Raw genomic sequence first — 20,015 nt, forward strand, 5'->3', positions numbered from 1 at the left:
CCGGCCCTTTCGCGGGGCAAGCCCGCTCCTACGAATAACGTGGGAGCGGGCTTGCCCCGCGATAGGGCCGCTACAGGCCACTACACCTGGTACTGCGCCGCCGCATTGGCCAGGGTCCGGCCAATTTCCTCACGCAACGCCAGTGGCAACTCCACCACCAACCCTTCCCCCTGGCTCAGCAGCCACCAGCGCAACGGCCAGCCATCGATCACCGTTGCCCGTAGCCGGTGCCCCTGCTCCAGCGCCGTCAGCTGCATATCCCCGGTCAGCGGCGCTTCGCGCAGTTGCCGCGCCAGCAGGTCGCTGACCCACGCTTGCAGTTCCACGCCCTCATCCTGGGCCGGTTGCAACGTATCGCTGCGCAAATACCCCTGCAGGTCGAAATTGCCGCGCAGCTCGCTGCCGGCCTTGGCCGACCAGTGCCAGCCGAACGGGATGCTTTTGTCGTTACGTTCCAGCGGGAAGATCAGCGACAGCTCGTTGAGGTCGCGCTCGACGGTGCGTTTGCTGACGTTGAAGCCCACGTCGCGCAGGCGCCACACCAGTTCTGCGCTGGTGGTCCCGGGGGAGCGGCTGGGCAAATGGCGCAGAAGCGCCCATTGGCGGCTAAGGGTGGCGCGGGTGGTGGCGAACGGCAAAGGAAACGTCCTTGTCTAGGCTTGCCGCCATAGAATGGCGGCACGGGCAGGTCATGGCAATTGGCCACAGCCTGCTCAGATCAAGGAACAGACAATTGGTTGCCTGGCCCTGGATCGTTCGCGACAGGTTTTGTCGTGACGTCGCGCAGAATCACGCCCCATCACAGCAAAGCCTGGAGCTGTGCGCCGTTCAATGAGGATGAACATGTCTGCTGCCAGCAATATCCATTCGCTGCTCGCGCGGCTGCTGCCCGAGCGCATCGCGCCGGTACCGGTATTGCCGGGCCAGCGCCAGCGGCTGTTCGTCGGCGTCGGCATGCCGAGCCAGGCGCTGCAGGGCGGTGAGCGCTTCGGCCTGATCGACCGGCTGGATGAGGCCACCGACCTGCAGGCGGTGTACGCCGACCTGTGCAGCCAGGCGTTGCTCGGCAACGTGGCGGCGCTCAACGACCTCGGCTGGATCTGGCTCAACGGCAAGTATTGGCGCGGCGATACCGGGCTGGCCGGGCACCTGCTGCGCATGGCGGCCTTGCAGGGCAATGCCGTTGCCTGGTTCAACCTGGGGCAGCAGCATTATTTCGGCAAGGGCGTGGAGGTGTCGTATGCCAACGCCGCCGAGTATTACCGCCATGCCTTCGAGCGCGGCATGCTGCATGCCGCGGCAGCGCTGGGCGACCTGTACGAGGAAGAAGTGTGCGACGGCGACCCGCCATGGCTGGTGGACCCGCTCGAGGCTTACCAGTGGTTCCTGCGCGGGGCACAACGCGGTGAGACGCGCTGCCGTTTCGAGGTGGGTTATCGCCTGCTGCATGGGCTCTACGTGGCCGCGGACACCCGGGCTGCCCTGTACTGGCTGGAGCTGGCGGCGGCCACCGGGGTGATGCAGGCCGCCGAGGAGCTGGCGGTGCACTTCAGCAGCCGCGACACGGCGCGTTACCTGGGCTGGCGTGACCAGGCGATCCAGCTGGGCAGCACTCTGGCGTTGACCATGAAGCTGGAAGACCAGGTTCAGCGCTAAGGGCCTGGCGCTGTCCCTGTAGGAGCGGCCTTGCCGGGGCGCCGGACCGGTCGGAAAGGGCCGCAGCGCGGCCCCAGGATATCGGCATCATGCAAGATCGCCGGGGCTGCTCTGCAGCCCTTTCCGACCGGTCCGGCGCCCCGGCAAGGCCGCTCCTACAGTGGGCGTGCAAGCCTATCGAGTCACCTCAGAACGCAAAGCACGAACAACCCAATGCCCCCCAGAACCCCTGGAAGTCGCTGACCGGCACCTTGGAGTGGCGCGCCTGTTCATGGCTGTGTGCATGCACCCCGCATGGCCCTGAACACTGGTGCACGGCGGCCGCCAGCGATGGCGTACCCACGCGCCAGTGCCCCGGCACCTTGGCCACCGGCGACCACTCTGGCAGCACCGGTACCTGTGGCGGGCCCAGCTTGTCGAACTCGGCAGCGCCGTACACCACCTTGCCGTCGACCACCGTCAGCACCGACTCGATGCCCTTGATGGCCTCTTCATCGACGCTGAAGAAATCCAGCGACAACGCCGCCAGGTCCGCCAGCTGGCCCACCTTGATCTGGCCTTTCTTGCCCTGCTCGCTGGAGAACCAGGCGCTGCCCTGAGTGAACAGCTGCAGCGCGGTGTCGCGGCTCAGGCCTTCGGGGTACAGCGCCATGCCGCCCACGGTCTTGGCGCTGACCAGCCAGTACAGCGAGGTCCACGGGTTGTAGCTGGACACGCGGGTGGCGTCGGTACCGGCACCTACCGGCACGCCCATGTCGAGCATGCGCTGGATCGGTGGAGTCTGCTCGGCCGCCTTGGCGCCGTAGCGGTCGACGAAATACTCGCCCTGGAAGGCCATGCGGTCCTGGATGGCGATGCCACCGCCCAGCGCGCGAACACGCTCGATGTTCTGCGGGGTGATGGTCTCGGCGTGGTCGAAGAACCACGGCAGGCCATTGAACGGGATCTCGCGGTTGACCTTCTCGAACACGTCGAGCATGCGCGTGATCGACTCGTTGTAGGTGGCGTGCAGGCGGAATGGCCAGCGCTGTTCCACCAGGTGGCGCACCACCGGCTCCAGTTCCTGCTCCATGGTCTGCGGCAGGTCCGGGCGCGGCTCTAGGAAGTCCTCGAAGTCGGCGGCGGAGAACACCAGCATCTCGCCGGCACCGTTGTGGCGCAGGAAGTCGGTGCCGCTGTGCAGCTTGACGCTGGCAGTCCACTTCTTGAAGTCGTCCAGCTCTTCCTTGGGCTTCTGGGTGAACAGGTTGTAGGCGATGCGCACGGTCAGCTGGTCGTTGTCGGCCAGCTCCTGGATCACCGAGTAGTCGTCGGGGAAGTTCTGGTAGCCGCCGCCGGCATCGATGGCGCTGGTCAGGCCCAGGCGGTTGAGCTCACGCATGAACTGGCGGGTCGAGTTGACCTGGTACTCCAGTGGCAGCTTCGGCCCCTTGGCCAGGGTGGCATAGAGGATCATCGCGTTGGGACGGGCGATGAGCATGCCGGTCGGGTTGCCGAACTTGTCGCGCTGGATCTCGCCGCCCGGCGGGTTGGGCGTGTCCTTGCTGTAGCCCACCGCCTTGAGCGCGGCGCGGTTGAGCAAGGCACGGTCGTACAGGTGCAGCAGGAACACCGGGGTGTCGGGGGCGGCCTGGTTGATTTCTTCCAGGGTGGGCATGCGCTTTTCGGCGAACTGGAATTCGTTCCAGCCGCCGACCACCCGCACCCACTGCGGGGTCGGCGTGCGGGCTGCCTGGTCCTTGAGCATGCGCAGGGCGTCGGCCACCGATGGCACGCCTTCCCAGCGCAGTTCCAGGTTGTAGTTGAGGCCGCCGCGGATCAGGTGCAGGTGCGAGTCATTGAGCCCTGGGATCACCGTGCGCTGTTTGAGGTCGATGATCTGCGTGGTGGCGCCTTTGTGGGCCATGGCCTGGGCATCGTTGCCCACCGCGATGAACTTGCCGTCCTTGATGGCGACGGCGGTGGCAGTGGGGTTTTCACGGTCGACGGTGTGCAGTTTGCCGTTGAACAGGATGAGATCGGCGTTCATGGAGCCTCCTTGGGTGGATGCATCGGCGGAGCCGCTGAAGGGCAGGGCCGACCAGAGTGCGCCAGCGGCGCCGAGCACGGTGCTGGTGGCGAGGAACTGGCGGCGGCTCTTGTCGTTCGGGTCCTGGGACATGGTGTTCTCCATCGGGCTGCGGCTGGCGGGTGAAGGTTAGCAACCAGGGGGATTTGTGTTGCTGGGCCAGGCCTATCGCGGGGCAAGCCCGCTCCCACGCCAGGCCTGCAAATGCGCGAGTGACGTGGGCGCGGGCTTGTCCCGCGATGCTGTCAGCGGTTGAGGAAGGCCAGCAGGTCTTCATTGAGCTGCTGCGCGTGGGTCACGGCAAAGCCATGCGGTGCCCCCTCGTACACCTTCAGCTCGGCACCGCGGATCAGCTCTGCAGCTTTCCTGCCAGTGCTCTGGAACGGCACGATCTGGTCGTCGTCACCGTGGATGACCAGGGTCGGCACGTCGATCTTGGCCATGTCCGGGCGAAAATCGGTTTCGGAGAAAGCGCTCACGCAGTCCAGGGTGCCTTTGATCGACGCCAGCAACGCAATGTTCAAGGTCTGGGTCTGCACGCCCTGGGACACCTGTTGGCCATGGTTGATGCCATAGAAGGGCGCGGCGAAATCGGCGATGAACTGCGCCCGGTCTGCCCGCAGGCCGGCCTTGATGCCGTCGAATACCGCGCGGTCGACGCCGTCCGGGTTGTCGTCGCGCTTGCCGAACACCGGCGTTACCGCACCCAGCAACACCAGGCCGGCGATGCGCGCGCTGCCGTGCCTGGCGATGTAGCGGCTGACGTCGCCGCCGCCCATGGAGAAGCCCACCAGGGTCACCTCGCGCAGGTCGAGGTGCTCGATCAACTGGGCGATGTCATCGGCGAAGGTGTCGTAGTCGTAGCCGCTCCAAGGCTGGCTGGAGCGTCCGAAACCCCGGCGGTCGAACGCGATGGTGCGGTAGCCGCGGCTGGCCAGGTACTCCATCTGCGAATCCCACATGTCGGCGTCCAGTGGCCAGCCGTGGCTGAACAGGACGGGTTTGCCACTGCCCCAATCCTTGTAGTGGATCGAGGTGCCATCGCGGGTAACGAGTGTGCTCATGTCGGTATCTCCTGAAATTCGAGTGAGGCAGTGAGAAAACTTTCAGCCACGCAGCCAGGTGGCGCAGCGGCGGGTCACCCAGGGCATGATGTAGAACACCACGGGCAGGATGACGAACAGGTTGGTGATCAGGTTGCCGCTGATCGGGCCGCCCAGCAGCGGGTAGCGGGCGAACAGCGGCGCCAGCAGTTGCGGGATCAGCAGGGTCATGGGGCATATCACCAGGTAGGTCAGCACGGCCTGCTTCCAGCGCGGCGGTGGCGCGACGCGGGTGCTGGGTGGGGTGAACCAGAACTCCGGATCGTCATGCACCTGGGTCTGGTCGCCCTCTTCGAGCAGTGGCAGCACTTCGCTGACCAGCGCCTGGCGCTCGGCCGAATTGACCCAGGCCTGCAGCAGGCTGGCGTCGGCGAACCGCACGATGGTGGTGAACTGCCGGCCATCGTCGTCCGGGCGGATGACGTTGACGTCCAGGTGGCCGGGCTGCTGGCGTGCGGTGCTCACCGCATGCTTGAGCCAGGCCTCGTAGGGCGCCAGCGCCTGGGCGCGGACCTTGTGCTGGATCACCAGCGTGACGACGTTGCGGTTGTGTGGAGTGTTCATCGGCGGGCCCTGGCGTGAGCTGCGTTGATGGGGTGTGCTGCGCGGGCCTGGCGCCACGAGGGCGCCAGGCGGGCGGCGGGTTACTTGCCGGCGGTCAGGGTGTTGTAGCTGGTCATCAGGTTGCGGTAGTCGGGGATGTGGTTGCTGAACAGCGCGGCCAGGCCTTCGACGTCGTTGCGCCAGTCGCGGTGCAGCTCACAGGCCACGCCGAACCAGGTCATCAGTTGCGCGCCGGCCTGGCTCATGCGGTCGTGAGCCGCGTCGCGGGTCATTTCGTTGAAGGTGCCGGAGGCGTCGGTCACCACGAACACTTCGAACTCTTCTTCCAGGGCCGCCAGCGCCGGGAAGGCCACGCATACCTCGGTCACCACGCCAGCGATGATCAGTTGCTTCTTGCCGGTGGCTTTCACGGCCTTGACGAAGTCTTCGTTGTCCCAGGCGTTGATCTGGCCTGGGCGGGCGATGTACGGCGCGTCGGGGAACAGGGCCTTGAGTTCCGGCACCAGCGGGCCGTTGGGGCCTTGTTCGAAGCTGGTGGTGAGGATGGTCGGCAGGTTGAAGTACTTGGCCAGGTCCGCCAGGGCCAGCACGTTGTTCTTGAAGCGGTCCGGCTCGATGTCGCGCACCAGCGACAGCAGGCCAGCCTGGTGATCCACCAGCAGTACGGCGGCGTCGTCTTTGTTCAGGCGGTTGTATTTGAAGTTAGCCATGGTCGTGCTCCTTAGGGTGTGTCGTTCACTGGGTGGGGTGTTTCGCGTTGATGAGCAAAGATTAGATTCATCACCTTTGGCGCGGTAGACTGCAAAAATTGCCTCTAGCGTTCTATTTGGTGAACGATCAATGGAAGACCTCAACTCCCTGTACTACTTCACCCAGGTGGTGGAGCACGGCGGCTTCGCCCCGGCCGGGCGGGCGCTGGACATGCCCAAGTCCAAGCTCAGCCGGCGCATCGCCGACCTGGAGGAGCGCCTGGGCGTGCGCCTGCTGCACCGCACCAGCCGGCACTGTTCGCTGACCGAGATCGGCCAGGCCTACTACAACCGTTGCCTGGCCATGCGCGTGGAGGCCGAAGGCGCCGCCGAAATCATCGAGCGCAACCGCAGCGAGCCGCGCGGGCTGGTGCGCATCAGTTGCCCGACCACCCTGCTCAATTCCTGGGTGGGGCCGATGCTCACCCGCTACATGCTCAAGTACCCGCAGGTGGAACTGTTCATCGAGAGCACCAACCGCCGCGTCGACTTGCTGCACGAAGGCTTCGACCTGGCGCTGCGGGTGCGCTTCCCGCCGCTGGAGAACACCGACATGGTGATGAAGGTGCTGAGCAACAGCACCCAGTGCCTGGTCGGGCACCCTGCATTCCTCGAACAGCTGCCGGCGGGCTTCGACCCGCAGCAACTGAGCACGCTGCCCAGCCTGCACTGGGGCGGCGCCCAGCGCGAATACCAGTGGGAGCTGTTCCAGGGCGAGGACCAGCAGCACAGCCTGGTCATCCCGCACACGCCGCGCATGGTCAGCGACGACCTGTTTGCCCTGCGCCATTTCGTGGTGGCCGGGGTGGGCATCGCCCACCTGCCACGGGTGGCGGTGCGTGAGGACCTGGCGGCGGGCAGGCTGGTGGAGCTGCTGCCGCAATGGCACCCGCGTTGCGGCATCGTCCATGCGATCTTCCCGTCACGGCGCGGGTTGCTGCCGTCGGTGCGCGCGCTGATCGACCACCTGGCCGAGGAATTCGCCACCAGCGACATGGCCTGACGGCGCGGGTCTGACGCGAGGATGAACAACTTTTCATCTTCGCCTGCCGTCAGGCCCGGTTGACGGCAGGGGGAGGGCAGGGCGTATATTGATAGTTAGCAAACTATGAATATCCTCGGTTCCTCATATGTCACTTGACGCACTGCACATGAAAATCAGCAGCGGCATGGTCGTGGCCGCCCGGCATTGGCGTCGCCTGTGCCAGGGCGCCTTGACCGGCTACGGCATCTCCGAGGCCTGCGCCGTGCCGCTGCTGATGATCGTGCGCCTGGGCGACGGCGTGCACCAGGTGGCGGTGGCCCAGGCCGCCGGCCTGGAAAGCCCGTCGCTGGTGCGCCTGCTCGACCAGCTGTGCAAGGCGGGCCTGGTATGCCGCAGCGAGGACCCGCTGGACCGCCGCGCCAAGGCGCTGAGCCTGACCGCCACCGGCCGCGCCCTGGCCGAGTCCATCGAAGGCGAGCTGGTGCGCCTGCGCCGCGAGCTGTTGCAGGGCATCGACCAGGCCGACCTGGAAGCCACCCTGCGGGTGATCCGGGTGTTCGAAGACGCGGGCCTCGCCCCATGAACGGCTTCTTCAGCTCGGTGCCCCCGGCCCGCGACTGGTTCTACGGCGTGCGCACCTTCGCCGCGTCCATGATCGCCCTGTACATCGCCCTGCTGATGCAGTTGCCGCGCCCGTACTGGGCGATGGCCACGGTGTACATCGTCTCCAGCCCATTCCTCGGCCCGACCACCTCCAAGGCGCTGTACCGTGCACTCGGCACCCTGCTGGGCGCGGGTGCGGCGATCTTTTTCGTGCCGCTGCTGGTGCAGTCGCCGTTGCTGCTGAGCATTGCCGTCGCGCTGTGGACCGGCACCCTGCTGTTCCTCTCGCTGAACCTGCGCACCGCCAACAACTACGTGCTGATGCTGGCCGGCTACACGATGCCGATGATCGCCCTGGCCGTGGTCGACAACCCGCTGGCGGTGTTCGACGTGGCCTCGTCCCGGGCCCAGGAAATCTGCCTGGGCATCGTCTGTGCGGCAGTGGTCGGCGCGGTGTTCTGGCCGCGCCGGCTGGCGCCGGTGGTGGTGGGCGCGACCGGCAGCTGGTTCGGTGAGGCGATCCGCTACAGCGATACCTACCTGGCCCGCGAAGCCAGCGCCGACAAGGTCGGCGGCATGCGCGGGGCGATGGTCGCCACCTTCAACTCGCTGGAGCTGATGATCGGCCAGCTCGGCCACGAAGGCGCAGGCCCGCACACCTTGAAGAACGCCCGCGAACTGCGCGGGCGGATGATCCACCTGCTGCCGGTGATCGATGCCCTCGACGACGCCCTGATTGCCCTCGAAGGCCGCGCCCCTGTGCAGTTCGCCCAGTTGCAGCCAGTGCTGGCGGCTGCCCGCGAGTGGCTCAAGGGCACCGCCGACAGCGCCGCGGTGGCACGCTGGACCGCCCTGCACGAGCAGATCGACCGCCTGCAACCCGGCGCCGCCGCCCTCGACCAGCGCGCCGAGCTGCTGTTGTCCAATGCGCTTTACCGCCTGACCGAGTGGGCCGACCTGTGGCAGGACTGCTGCACCCTGCAGCACGCCCTGCGCACCGACGACGCCAAGCCCTGGCGGGCAGTGTATCGGCACTGGCGGCTGGGCCGGCTGACGCCCTTCTTCGACCGTGGGCTGATGCTCTACTCGGTGTTCTCCACCGTCACCGCCATCGTCGTCGCCTGCGGCCTGTGGATCGGCCTGGGCTGGAACGACGGCGCCAGCGCGGTAATCCTCGCCGCCGTGTCGTGCAGCTTCTTCGCCGCCATGGACGACCCGGCGCCGCAGATCTACCGGTTCTTCTTCTGGACCTTGATGTCGGTGATCTTCTCCAGCCTGTACCTGTTCCTGGTACTGCCCAACCTGCATGACTTCGCCATGCTGGTGCTGGCCTTTGCCGTGCCGTTCATCTGCGTCGGCACCCTCACCGTGCAGCCGCGCTTCTACCTGGGCACCTTGCTGACCATCGTCAACACCTCGACCTTCATCAGCATCCAGGGCGCCTACGACGCCGACTTCTTCACCTTCCTCAACGCCAACCTGGCGGGGCCGGTGGGGCTGCTGTTCGCCTTCCTCTGGACCATCGTGGTGCGCCCGTTCGGCGTGGAGCTGGCGGCCAAGCGCATGACCCGCTTCGCCTGGCGCGACATCGTTGAGATGACCGCGCCGGCCACCCTCGCCGAACACCGCCAGGTCGGCGTGCAGATGCTCGACCGCCTGATGCAGCACCTGCCGCGCCTGTCGCAGACCGGCCAGGACAGCGGCGTGGCGCTGCGCGACCTGCGCGTGGGGCTGAACCTGCTCGACCTGCTGGCCTACCTGCCGCGCGCTGGCAGCCAGGCCCGCGAGCGCCTGCAGACGGTGATCGAGGAGGTCGGCGGCCACTACGCCGCCTGCCTGCGCGCCGGCGAACGCCTGCATGCCCCGGCGGCGCTGCTGCGCAACATGGAGCGGGCGCGCCTGGCGCTGAACCTGGACGAACTGTACGAGCGCGGCGATGCCCGCACCCACCTGCTGCACGCCCTGAGTGGCCTGCGCCTGGCCCTGTTGCCGGGGGTGGAGGTGATGCTCGAACCCACTGAACAAACGCAACTGCCCCCCGGGCTCGATGGAGCGCCCCTGTGATCGGTGAACTGGATATCAGCGGGGTGTTCCTGCCCACGCTGCTGGTGATGATGTTTGCGACCTACCTGTTGTTCCTGGGGGTGCACGCGCTGCTGGTGCGCGTGCATTTCTACCGCCTGGTCTGGCACCGGGCGCTGTTCAACGTTGCCCTGTATGCCGTGCTGCTGGGCGCGGTCGACCACTTTTGCCGAAGCCTGATGCTGCCATGAAAAAACCTTTGCTGACCCTGGGCCGCGTGGTCCTGACCTTGCTGGTAGTGACCTTCGCCGCCGTGCTCGTGTGGCAGATGGTGGTGTACTACATGTTCGCCCCCTGGACCCGCGACGGGCACATCCGTGCCGACGTGATCCAGATCGCCCCGGATGTGTCCGGGCTGATCCAAAAGGTCGAGGTGCGCGACAACCAGACCATCAAGCGCGGCGACGTGCTGTTCACCATCGACCAGGACCGCTTCAGCCTGGCCCTGCGCCAGGCCAAGGCGACCCTGGCCGAGCGCCAGGAAACCCTGGCCCAGGCCTCCCGCGAGGCGCAGCGCAACCGCAAGCTGGGCAACCTGGTGGCGGCCGAGCAGTTGGAAGAGAGCCAGTCGCGCGAGGCCCGTGCCCGCTCGGCGGTCAATCAGGCCCAGGTGCAGGTGGACCTTGCCCAACTCAACCTCGACCGTTCGGTGGTGCGCAGCCCGGTGGACGGTTACCTCAACGACCGCGCCCCGCGCGCCCACGAGTTCGTCAGCGCCGGGCGCCCGGTGCTGTCGGTGGTCGACAGCGCCTCGTACCACGTCGATGGCTATTTCGAAGAAACCAAGCTCGGTGGCATCCATATCGGCGATGCCGTGGACATCCGCGTGATGGGCGACAACACCCGCCTGCGCGGCCGTGTCGAGAGCCTGTCCGCCGGCATCGAGGACCGCGACCGCAGCAGCGGCGCCAACCTGCTGCCCAACGTCAACCCGGCGTTCAGCTGGGTGCGTCTGGCCCAGCGGATTCCGGTGCGCATCACCTTCGACGAGGTGCCGGCGGACTTCCGCATGATTGCCGGGCGCACCGCCACGGTGTCGATCATCGAGGGCCAGCGCCCATGAAACAGCTGATCCTGGTGGGGCTTAGCCTGTCCCTCGGCGCCTGCATGATGGTCGGGCCCAACTACGAAGTGCCCAAGGACGCCGCCGTGCAGCGCAGCGACCTCAACGCCCCGTTGCGCCAGGATGCCGACAGCGTGGTGTCGGCGCCGGTGCCCGAGGATTGGTGGCAGCTGTACCAGGATCAACGCCTGAACGAACTGGTGCGCCAGGCCCTGAGCGCCAACACCGAATTGCGCGTGGCCGCCGCCAACATCGCCAAGGCCCGTGCCCAGGTGGAGGTGGCCGAGTCCCAGGGTGGTTTCAATGGCGGCATCAAGGCCGGTGCCCAGCGCTTGCAGGAGTCCGGCGAAGCCTTCCTGCTGCCGGAGAAAGTGCCGGTGGCCAATATCGGCGAAGCGCTGCTGAGCGTCAGCTACCAGTTCGACCTGTGGGGCACCTTCAAGCGCGGCACCGAGGCCGCCAAGGCCAACGCCGATGCGGTGCAGGCCGCTGCCGACACCGCGCGCATCACCCTGGTGGCCGATGTGGTCAAGGCCTACACCCAGGTGTGTTCGGCCAACGAGGAGTACCACATTGCCCGGGAGTCGCTGGACCTGCAGCAGCAGGGCGTGCAGCTGACACAGCGCTTGCGCGACGCTGGCCGTGGCGACGAGACCCAGGTCACCCGCTCGCAGACCCAGTTCAAGTCGCTGCGTGCGGAACTGCCGCGCTTCAAGGCCGAGCGCGAAACAGGCCTTTACACCCTGGCCGCGCTGCTGGCCAAGCCGGTCGAGCAGTTGCCGGCGGGTACTGCCGATTGCGCCGAGCTGCCGCACCTTGCGCAGTTGATCCCGGTGGGTGATGGCGCGGCCTTGCTCAAACGCCGGCCCGATGTGCGTCAGGCCGAGCGCCAGTTGGCGGCAGCGACCGCGAACATCGGCGTGGCCTCTGGCGCGCTGTACCCGGATATCAGCATTGGTGCACAGGTGGGCACCATCGGCATTCTTGAAAACCTCGGTGAGCCGTCAACCAACCGTTGGGGCTTTGGCCCGCAGATCAGCTGGAACATTCCCACCAATGGCACCCGTGCGCGTATTCGAATGGCCGAGGCCTCGACCCAGGCGGCGTTGGCGCAGTTCGATGGCGTGGTGCTCAACGCCATTCGTGAGACCCAGACGCGGCTGGCGCAGTACAGCGCCTTGCTCGACCGGCGCGATGCGTTGGCCGAGGCGGAGCGTTCGGCGAAAGAGTCGGCGGACCAGACGCATCTGCGTTATCAGGTGGGGCGTGAGTCGTTCCTGGCTGACCTGCAGGCGACGCGGACCTACACCGATGTGCGCGCGCAGTTGGCGGCGGCGAACAGCCAGGTGGCGATGGGGCAGATCGGGGTGTTTCTGGCGTTGGGTGGGGGGTGGAAGGGCAGTGGCATGCCTCTGGATAAAACCTCAACCAACTGATGTAGGTAGACAGCGTAGGAGCAGGCTTGCCCCGCGATCACTGGCGTAGCCAGTGGCATGTTGCGTGGTTTCAGGCTTGGCCAATCGCGGGGCAAGCCCGCTCCCACGAGGGGATAGAGGCCTGGCTGGAGGTTGCATCAGGGCCGCCGGGTGCCTGGCTGTTGATTGCATCAGGGCATGCAGGTGCTCGCCACAACCTTTGCAGTGCCTATGAGATCGAGCGCCGCCCGCGCGGCGCATCGCGGGACAAGCCCGCTCCCACATTTGTTTCGGGCCAGTCTCTCCTGTGCTATTACCTGGTCCGCCTTGTTGGTACGACGCGGTTTTTGCGTGGTCGCTAGCGCTGCTTCACATGACTCAAGACATGCGCCAAGGCGGGCAGCGGTACTTTCACAGGACTCATTGGCCCGAAACAAATGTGGGAGCGGGCTTGTCCCGCGATGCGCCGCGCGGGCGGCGCTCGATCTCATAGGCGCTGCAAGGCCTTCGGCGAACACCTGGTTTGTAGGAGCGGCCTTGTGCCGCGAAAGGGCCGCAGCGCGGCCCCAGGATTTCAGCGTGAAAGCAGAAATCGCGGGGGCTGCTGCGCAGCCCTTTCGCGGCACAAGGCCGCTCCTACAGTGGACGTGCAAGCCCAAATAGTGGAGCTTTGCCGTCAGTTCAAGATCCGCGCCGGCTCATCCGGCGGCAGCTTGTCCCGCACCCGTGGCGGGCGTGGCTGGCCTGGCCCTACGCCGCCCAACTGATCGGCCAACTGCTGCGCCACATCTTCCCCCAGCGCCTTCGACACTTCGCGCACCACCTTCGGGCGGTTCAGGGTCACGCGGCGGTCCTGGCTTTTCATCAGCTTGATGTCCTGCCCCTCACCCATGGCGGTGAACGCCGAGGTGATCTGCAAGGTGCGGGTATCGATCAGGCTGAAGTCGGCGACCACGCTCAGCCCCAGTACCTTCGAATAACTGTCGGTGTGGGCCAGGGCGTTGACGTCCTCCTGGAAGTCGATGTCCGACAGGGTGCCGAACAGCACATAGTCGGCGCCTGCGAACGCGCCGTTCTTGATCCGGCGGATCACGTCGTACACGTCTTCCTCGGCCTCGGCGGTGTAGGGTTTGCCCTGGATCAGCTCGAACATGCCGGTCTTGAGGATTTCACCCTTGATGTCGCCGCCAAACTTGCGCAGCTCGGCCTGCTGGATGTAGCTCTTGCTGCTTTCGTACTCGCTGTAGCTCGACGACTGGCTGGCGTTGTACATGCTCGACTGCCCGTTGTTCTGGGCGTTGACGCTGTGGATGTACTCCTGAACCTGCGCCTCGTAGGCCAGGTCGGTCACCGCCACCTTGGGGGCCGCCTGCGCGCCGAAGGCGCAGGCCAGGCCAATGACTGCCATCCATGCACGCATCGGTCAGCGCTCCGTGGTCTTGCGGATTTCTTTTTCGTCCATCCATTCGGCCAGGCCGCTTTCCACGTCGACCAACTGCAGGCTGAACTTGTAGAACACGTCCTTGTAGTCGCTGCTGCGTTTGACGATGGAGCTGATCGAGCCTTCCAGGCGATACCGGGCGGCGATCATGTTGCCGGTCTTGGCCACCGTGCTCTTCTTGTACAGGCCGCTCTGGTTCTGCAGCTGGAGCTGGTCGACCTGGCTCTGCATGTCGGTGTTGTCGCTGGCGAAGCGGGCGGTGCCGGACTTCATCAGCTGGGTCTTGATGGTGGTGGTGATCTCGCGGGTATCGATGTACTCGCTGGTCTTGTTCTTCACGTCGTACACCTGCACCACCGGGCGGCCGTGCAGCACGCCGGACTGGGCCAGGGAGCGGGTCATGCTCTCGGCGATCATCTGCAGGTCGGTGGAGCCGAACTCGTTTGTGATCAGCTCGACCGCCTTGCTGTCGCCGTAGCTGATGTTCTTGCCGCCGAGGACCGGCGACGGGGTGCTGCAGCCGCTGACCAGGGCGATGGCGACGGCGGCGAGGGAAAGGCGTGCAAACATGCAGGGTGCTCCTGAAAGGGGTTACCGGGTGTGGGCTTCGAAGCGGAAGTCGGTGGCCTTGGGGGTCGGCGCGATGGCGGGCAGGAACTTGGCCTGCTTGCCATACAGCGGCAGGGCCTTCCAGCCTTCCTCGTCGGCCACGGGGAAGCCGCTGTCGTCCAGCCAGGCGAAGCGGTAGAACAGGGTCTGGTTGCTGCGGCTGGTGTTGTTCAGCGCCACGTTGACGGTGAGGAAGCCATTCTCGCGGGCGACCCGCATCTGATGGACTTCGATATCGTCCAGCTGGCCCATGGTCACGACCTTGCTGGCGGCGGTTTCGGTGTTGGAGCAACCGGCCAGCAAGGCGGCGGTGAGCAGGGCGAGGCAGGTTCTGCGCATGTTCGATCCTTGAGGTTACTTGAGGCTGACCACGGTGGGGGCCGTGTTGGTGGGCGCGACCTGGACGGCCGGGCCGCTGGCGAACACCTGGTTGCCGACCACGCGCAGGCTGACCACCTGATAGGGGCGGTCGATCTTCACGTTGATCCCGGCCCCGCCCAGTGCCGCCGGCAGGTTCAGTTGGTGCTCGCCGGGCTTCAGGCGCAGGCGGGCCACTTGAGTCTGGTCGGGCAGGGTGCGCCAGGTACGGGTATCGGCATTCTCCAGCACCATCGACGCGATGCCGAAGATCAGGCCGGCCAGCGGGTCTTTCTCGTTCAGCTTCTTCTGCGCCAAGGTGCGCGAGACGGCGCGCGCGCTGGTGCGCAGGATGATGCCGGGCATGTCATCGCGCAAGGCCCGGCGCGACATGGCGCTGGTGCTGTTGAGCAAGGTCAGGGCCAGGGGCCTGCCGTCGAGCTGCAAGGCATCCAGGTGCGCGGTGGAGCGGTCTTCGCGAATGACCGGGAACGACAGCGGGGTGATCACCAGATTTTCATCGATCACCAGGGGCAGGGGGATGCTCATGGAATCGCGGGCTGGCGCCAGGCCGCTCTGCACCACGAACAGCACGTCGCTCTGCGCGGGGCTGGCGCTGTTGCCGTCCAGCTGCAGCAGGGCCTGCTCCAGCAGTGGTGTTTTCGGGCGTAGCTCGGCGGCCATGCGGTAACCCGGTGCGGCCAGCCCTTTTTCGCCCAGGGCCTCGTAGACGAAACCGGCCAGATAGTGGCTGAAGGCGCTCTGGTAGCTGTTCTTGAGGTTGACCACCTCGGGGGCGTCGAGGGTGGCGACCGGGTAGCCCTTGAGGTCGGCGACTTCGGTCTTGATGCCGTCCTCCTGTGCCTGTTCTTCGCGCTTGAGGTATGCCTTGTCCCGCAGCTCGGCGATGATCGCTTCGCGCTCGTGGCTCTTGCGGATCGCCACGCGGGCACCGTCGAAGTCGTTCTGGGCCAGCAGGTTCAGGGCCATCTGCGTGGTCAGCATGACTTTTTCGTAGTCGTAGCCTTCGTAGCGGCGGACCTTGTCGTTGACCACGTAGCTGCCGAACTGGCTGAGGTACTTGTCGGTGTCCAGGCGAACAGCCTCTTCCCATTGCACTACCACGCTGTCGGCCGAGCGCCAGGCTGCCTGGCTGCCGGCCAGGTCGCCCTTCGAGCGCAGCAGTTCACCTTTTTCCAGGTAGTAGAGCAGGTCCTTCTGTTCGCGTGTGTTGTGGCTTTCGAGCAGGGCCAGCGCGGCGTCGACATTGCCCGCGGCCAGTTGCTGGTTGGTTGCCTGCATTTCGCTGTCGTAGCTGCGAAACACCGAGCAGCCGCTGAGTTGCAGGAAGGTGAAGAGGGTTGCCAGGATCAGGACGCGGGTTGCCATCGGAGGTTTTCATTCCCTGGAGCATGTTGCAGCCGCTGTAGCGGGGCGGCGGGGCCCTCTGGCCGGGCCAGATCCTTTGGGTAAAGGCACATTGATTGCCAATGGCTATTACAAGGGGCGCCATTATACGCAAAGTGGCGGCGTTTTAATGGCCATGTGCCTTTACCCCTCCTGTGACAGGCCTGCCGTCGTAAAGATCCTGACGAGGACGGCGAAGGTATCGGGAGATTTTGTAGCAAGATTTTTCATGAAATCCGCCCCTGAAGCTTGAGGGACGCAGAGTGGAAGTGAACAATGTTCACTTTCGTATTTACATCGAGACTGGCCATGAATTCCCGTTCCCGCCTGCTTGCCGTGCTGCTCGCCCCGATGCTGCTGCTGTGCAGCGCCCTGGCGCAGGCAGAGGCTCCCGCCGATGCGACCAAGGCCCTGCATCTGCTGGACTACATTGGCGCCGATTACCCACCGACGGTGCGTGACGGCAAGGTGGTGGACAGTGGCGAATACCGCGAGCAGCAGGAGTTCAGCGGGGTACTGGCCGAGCTGGTCAAGGGCCTGCCGGACAACCCCGAGCGCGCCGCGCTTGAACAGGGTGTGCAGGGCCTGCGCGAGGCCATCGAGCAGCGCCAGGAGGGTGCTGGTGTCGCCCGCCAGGCCCGCCAGCTGGGTGCCCGCCTGGCGGTGGCCTACGAGGTCAGCCAGGCGCCGATCATCACCCCCGACCCGGCCCGCGGTGCGGCGCTGTACGCGCAGAACTGCTCGATCTGCCACGGTGATACCGGGCTGGGTGACGGCCCGGCCGGCCTGGGCCTTGAGCCGGCACCGGCCAACCTGCGCAACGTTGCGCGGCTGGATCAGCTGAGCCTGTACGACCTGTACAACACCCTTGGCCTGGGGATCGAAGGCACCGAGATGCCGTCGTTCGCCGACCAGCTCGACGAGCGCCAGCGCTGGGATGTGGCGGCCTATATCGCCAGCTTCAGCGCCGACCCGCAGGTGGCCATGGGCGACAAGGCCTGGAACATTGCCGACCTGGCCCGCCAGACGCCCGCCGAAGTGGCTGAAAAAGAGGGCCCCGATGCCGTGGCGGCCTTCCGTGCCCAGCGTGCCAAGCCGCCGCAGGCCAAGCGCGGCCCGGCGCAGTTGCTCGACTACACCGCCAGCACCCTGGACAAGAGCCTGGCGGCCTACCGCGCCGGCGACCGCGACCAGGCCTACGACCTGTCGGTGGCGGCCTACCTGGAAGGCTTCGAGCTGGTCGAAAGCTCTCTCGACAACATCGACGCCCAGGTGCGCAAGGACACCGAGAAGTCGCTGATGGCCTACCGTCAGTCGCTGCAGGACGGCTTGCCGCTGGCCCAGGCCGAACAGCGCCTGGACGCCGCGAAGGCCAAGCTCAAGCAAGCCGCCAAACTGCTGGGCAGCGATGGCCTGAGCTGGTCGTTGAGTTACATCTCCGGCCTGCTGATCCTGCTGCGCGAGGGCCTGGAAGCGATCCTGGTGCTGGCGGCGGTGCTGGCCTTCCTGCGTAACACCGGCCAGCAGTCGGCGGTACGCAGCGTCAACATCGGCTGGGGCCTGGCGCTGGTCGCCGGCTTTGCCACCTGGGCCCTGGCGGCCTACGTGATCAACGTGGGCGGCGCCCAGCGCGAACTGCTCGAAGGCTGCACGGCGTTGTTCGCCTCGGTGATGGTGCTGTGGCTGGGCGTGTGGATGCACGACCGCCGCCACGCCGCCGCCTGGCAGAACTACATCAAGAGCAGCCTGGTCAGCGGTGGCGGGCGCTTCGGCTTTGCCCTGCTGGCGTTCTTCTCGGTGTACCGCGAGCTGTTCGAGGTGATCCTGTTCTACGAAACCCTGTGGCTGCAGGCGGGACCTGCCGGGCACCAGGCGGTGCTGGCGGGCGGTGCCACGGCGCTGGTGCTGCTGGTGGGCCTGGCCTGGGTGATCCTGCGCGGCTCGGCGAAATTGCCGCTGGCGCTGTTCTTCAGCATCAACGCGGCCTTGCTGTGTGCGCTGTCGGTGATTTTTGCCGGGCATGGCGTCAAGGCGCTGCAGGAAGCCGGCGTGCTGGGTACACGGCCGGTGGCGTTCTTCGAGTTCGACTGGCTGGGCATTCATGCCGATGCCTACTCGCTGGGCGCGCAGGCGCTGGCGTTGCTGGCGATCGTGTTCCTGTACGGGCGTAGCCGGCTGGCCGAGAAGCGTCGGGCGACAGCCAACTGAAATTGGTGTTGGCTTCTTCGCGGGTAAACCCGCTCCCACAGGGATTGCGCAGACACAAGGATGACGCTGTACCTGTGGGAGCGGGTTTACCCGCGAAGAGGCCGAACCTGCGACAATCTCAGCCCGAGACACACAGGAACAACTCCCATGCGTATATGGATCGATGCCGACGCCTGCCCCAAGGCGGCCAAGGACCTGATCGTCAAGTTCGCCCTCAAGCGCAAGCTGGAGGTGGTGATGGTGGCCGGCCAGCCGCAGATCAAGCCGGCCTTCGCCTGCGTGCGGCTGATCGTGGTACCCAGCGGCATGGACGCGGCCGACGATTATCTGGTGGACAATGCCGTGCCCGGCGAGCTGGTGATCTGCAGCGACGTGCCGCTGGCCGATCGCCTGATCAAGAAGGGCGTGGCGGCGCTTGACCCGCGCGGGCGCGAGTTCGACGAGCGCAACATGGGCGACCGGCTGGCGGTGCGCAACCTGTTCACCGAGCTGCGCGAGCAGGGGCAGGTGGGCGGTGGCCAGGCACCTTATGGCGAGCGCGAAAAGCAGGCGTTTGCCAACGCGCTGGATCGAATCCTCGGCCGTTTGGCCAAGCGCTGATCACATGGCGCTGTCGCAGGCAATCAGTTGCCTGACCAGCCCCTGCGCCAGTTGTGACAAGCCATACCCCACCCGGCTGACCACCCCATAGCGGGTGTAGCACGCCTCTTCCTGCTCGGGCGCCAGGTCCGACAGTTTCAGCGCCACCAGCCCCCCCTCGCGCTGGTACGGCTGCAGGTTGGCGCTACAGGCGATCCCGATCGTGTTCGAGTGCTGCACCACGTTGAGCAGGGCGTAGCCATGCTCGCATTCCACGCTGGGTAAAAAGTCCTGCCGACCGCTGAGGTCGCTGAGGATCTTGCGGATGTTGGGCGGGCGGAAAGTCGTCGCCAGCGGGTAGTCGAACAGGTCCCGCGCACGCACCTCGGCCTGCGCGGTCAGCGGGTGCCCGGCGCGGCAGCAGAAATGCCAGCGTTGCGGCGTCAGCTTGTGCACCTGGTAATCCGGGTCGGCTTCGAACTGGCGGGTGTCGGCGACGAAGAATTCGATTTCCTCGGCCATCAGGCGGCGGTTCAACGCCTGCCAGTTGTCCACCTGGAAGCAGGTGCGCGCCGCCGGGTATTCGGCGACGAAGCGCGCCACCGCCCGGGGCACCAGCCCACCCGCCGGCGCCGGCCCCGAGCCGAAGCGCACCACGCCCGTGGTGGCGCCATTGAACTGATTGATCTCGTTGACCAGGTTGTGCGCGCCGTGCACCAGCCGCCGCGAGTGCTCCAGCACCAGCAGGCCCTGGCGGGTGGGCGCCAGCTCTTTGCTGGCGCGGTCGACCAGGCGGCAGCCGACGTTGTGCTCGAGGGTCTGGATGCTGCGGCTGAAGGCCGATTGCGAGAGGTTCACCGCGGCCGCCGCGGCGACGAAGCTGCGGTGCTCGACAAGGGCGATGTAGTGGCGGAGCTGGCGCAGGTCGATATGCATTTTCTACATGGAAACTTTCGGTGGAATGCAATTGCTGGGAAGGGTTGTGAACCTTATAAAGGGAGTCACTTATTCCACAAAATATGAATTACAAATATTTATATCACCTAAAAGAATAAAGCCCCTCTGACCGCGATTCGGTTCCGCCAACGGAAATGCTCGCCAGGGCCCATGCCTCCAGGAGCATTTG

Annotated in this window: 19 protein-coding genes; 9 read left to right on the forward strand and 10 right to left on the reverse strand. The window is 66.0% G+C overall.

The window, feature by feature from the left end; translation table 11 throughout:
- Nucleotides 1–80: 80 nt before the first annotated feature.
- Entirely contained in the window at nucleotides 81–638 is a 558-nt protein-coding gene (locus tag DM373_RS02465; protein ID WP_110992042.1) for a WCX domain-containing protein, read from the reverse strand.
- Between the two features lie 205 nt (nucleotides 639–843).
- Here DM373_RS02465 and DM373_RS02470 point away from each other — a divergent pair, with 205 nt between their 5' ends.
- On the forward strand, nucleotides 844–1,656 hold the full coding sequence (locus tag DM373_RS02470) for a tetratricopeptide repeat protein (protein WP_110992043.1): 813 nt from the start codon (nucleotides 844–846) through the stop codon (nucleotides 1,654–1,656).
- 187 nt (nucleotides 1,657–1,843) lie between these two features.
- Here the strand turns inward: DM373_RS02470 and DM373_RS02475 are convergent, their stop codons facing one another.
- From DM373_RS02475 to ycaC, 4 genes are all read right to left on the reverse strand, one after another.
- A complete protein-coding gene (locus DM373_RS02475; RefSeq protein WP_110992044.1) occupies nucleotides 1,844–3,817 on the reverse strand; it encodes an amidohydrolase in 1,974 nt (657 codons plus the stop codon).
- A gap of 152 nt (nucleotides 3,818–3,969) precedes the next feature.
- Nucleotides 3,970–4,788, reverse strand: coding sequence for an alpha/beta fold hydrolase (locus tag DM373_RS02480; protein ID WP_110992045.1), 819 nt, complete (start codon nucleotides 4,786–4,788; stop codon nucleotides 3,970–3,972).
- A 42-nt stretch (nucleotides 4,789–4,830) separates the two neighbouring features.
- Nucleotides 4,831–5,391, reverse strand: a complete 561-nt coding sequence (locus tag DM373_RS02485) for an antibiotic biosynthesis monooxygenase (RefSeq protein WP_110992046.1) — start codon at nucleotides 5,389–5,391, stop codon at nucleotides 4,831–4,833.
- An 80-nt stretch (nucleotides 5,392–5,471) separates the two neighbouring features.
- Nucleotides 5,472–6,101: an isochorismate family cysteine hydrolase YcaC gene (gene ycaC, locus DM373_RS02490; protein ID WP_110992047.1), complete on the reverse strand. Its 630-nt coding sequence runs from the start codon at nucleotides 6,099–6,101 to the stop codon at nucleotides 5,472–5,474.
- A 130-nt stretch (nucleotides 6,102–6,231) separates the two neighbouring features.
- On the opposite strand from ycaC, the gene DM373_RS02495 reads away from it, so the two are divergent.
- The 6 genes from DM373_RS02495 (at nucleotide 6,232) to DM373_RS02520 (ending at nucleotide 12,309) form a co-directional block, all read left to right on the forward strand.
- A complete protein-coding gene (locus tag DM373_RS02495) occupies nucleotides 6,232–7,143 on the forward strand; it encodes a LysR substrate-binding domain-containing protein (protein WP_110992048.1) in 912 nt (303 codons plus the stop codon).
- Nucleotides 7,144–7,270: 127 nt separating this feature from the next.
- The gene (locus tag DM373_RS02500; RefSeq protein WP_110992049.1) at nucleotides 7,271–7,708 is read left to right on the forward strand and encodes a MarR family winged helix-turn-helix transcriptional regulator; all 438 of its coding nucleotides are present in this window, start codon (nucleotides 7,271–7,273) and stop codon (nucleotides 7,706–7,708) included.
- Nucleotides 7,705–9,792, forward strand: a complete 2,088-nt coding sequence (locus DM373_RS02505) for an FUSC family protein (protein ID WP_110992050.1) — start codon at nucleotides 7,705–7,707, stop codon at nucleotides 9,790–9,792. The genes DM373_RS02500 and DM373_RS02505 overlap by 4 nt, the downstream gene beginning before the upstream one ends.
- Entirely contained in the window at nucleotides 9,789–10,001 is a 213-nt protein-coding gene (locus DM373_RS02510; RefSeq protein WP_110992051.1) for a DUF1656 domain-containing protein, read from the forward strand. Before DM373_RS02505 ends, DM373_RS02510 begins: the two co-directional genes overlap by 4 nt.
- A complete protein-coding gene (locus tag DM373_RS02515) occupies nucleotides 9,998–10,873 on the forward strand; it encodes an efflux RND transporter periplasmic adaptor subunit (RefSeq protein WP_110992052.1) in 876 nt (291 codons plus the stop codon). The genes DM373_RS02510 and DM373_RS02515 overlap by 4 nt, the downstream gene beginning before the upstream one ends.
- Complete coding sequence (locus tag DM373_RS02520) at nucleotides 10,870–12,309, forward strand: efflux transporter outer membrane subunit (RefSeq protein WP_110992053.1); 1,440 nt, start codon at nucleotides 10,870–10,872, stop codon at nucleotides 12,307–12,309. The genes DM373_RS02515 and DM373_RS02520 overlap by 4 nt, the downstream gene beginning before the upstream one ends.
- A 655-nt stretch (nucleotides 12,310–12,964) precedes the next feature.
- On the opposite strand, the gene DM373_RS02530 is transcribed toward DM373_RS02520, so the two are convergent.
- From DM373_RS02530 to DM373_RS02545, 4 genes are read right to left on the reverse strand one after another with little or no spacing between them, the layout of a single operon-like run.
- Nucleotides 12,965–13,708 (reverse strand): penicillin-binding protein activator LpoB, encoded by a 744-nt coding sequence (locus DM373_RS02530; RefSeq protein WP_110992055.1) that lies wholly within the window; start codon nucleotides 13,706–13,708, stop codon nucleotides 12,965–12,967.
- A 3-nt stretch (nucleotides 13,709–13,711) separates the two neighbouring features.
- Complete coding sequence (lpoB, locus tag DM373_RS02535) at nucleotides 13,712–14,299, reverse strand: penicillin-binding protein activator LpoB (protein ID WP_110992056.1); 588 nt, start codon at nucleotides 14,297–14,299, stop codon at nucleotides 13,712–13,714.
- A 21-nt stretch (nucleotides 14,300–14,320) separates the two neighbouring features.
- Complete coding sequence (locus DM373_RS02540; RefSeq protein ID WP_110992057.1) at nucleotides 14,321–14,677, reverse strand: YcfL family putative periplasmic lipoprotein; 357 nt, start codon at nucleotides 14,675–14,677, stop codon at nucleotides 14,321–14,323.
- A 15-nt stretch (nucleotides 14,678–14,692) separates the two neighbouring features.
- Nucleotides 14,693–16,084 carry a COG3014 family protein gene (locus DM373_RS02545; protein ID WP_110992058.1) on the reverse strand — a complete coding sequence of 464 codons (1,392 nt, stop codon included), beginning with the start codon at nucleotides 16,082–16,084 and terminating at the stop codon, nucleotides 14,693–14,695.
- A 294-nt stretch (nucleotides 16,085–16,378) separates the two neighbouring features.
- On the opposite strand from DM373_RS02545, the gene DM373_RS02550 reads away from it, so the two are divergent.
- Nucleotides 16,379–18,310 carry a cytochrome c/FTR1 family iron permease gene (locus tag DM373_RS02550; protein ID WP_110992059.1) on the forward strand — a complete coding sequence of 644 codons (1,932 nt, stop codon included), beginning with the start codon at nucleotides 16,379–16,381 and terminating at the stop codon, nucleotides 18,308–18,310.
- A 147-nt stretch (nucleotides 18,311–18,457) separates the two neighbouring features.
- Nucleotides 18,458–18,910: a YaiI/YqxD family protein gene (locus tag DM373_RS02555; RefSeq protein WP_110992060.1), complete on the forward strand. Its 453-nt coding sequence runs from the start codon at nucleotides 18,458–18,460 to the stop codon at nucleotides 18,908–18,910.
- Here the strand turns inward: DM373_RS02555 and DM373_RS02560 are convergent, their stop codons facing one another.
- Nucleotides 18,911–19,825, reverse strand: a complete 915-nt coding sequence (locus DM373_RS02560) for a LysR family transcriptional regulator (protein ID WP_110992061.1) — start codon at nucleotides 19,823–19,825, stop codon at nucleotides 18,911–18,913.
- Nucleotides 19,826–20,015 lie beyond the last annotated feature (190 nt).

This window comes from Pseudomonas sichuanensis (assembly GCF_003231305.1).
Taxonomy (GTDB): Bacteria; Pseudomonadota; Gammaproteobacteria; order Pseudomonadales; family Pseudomonadaceae; genus Aquipseudomonas; species Aquipseudomonas sichuanensis.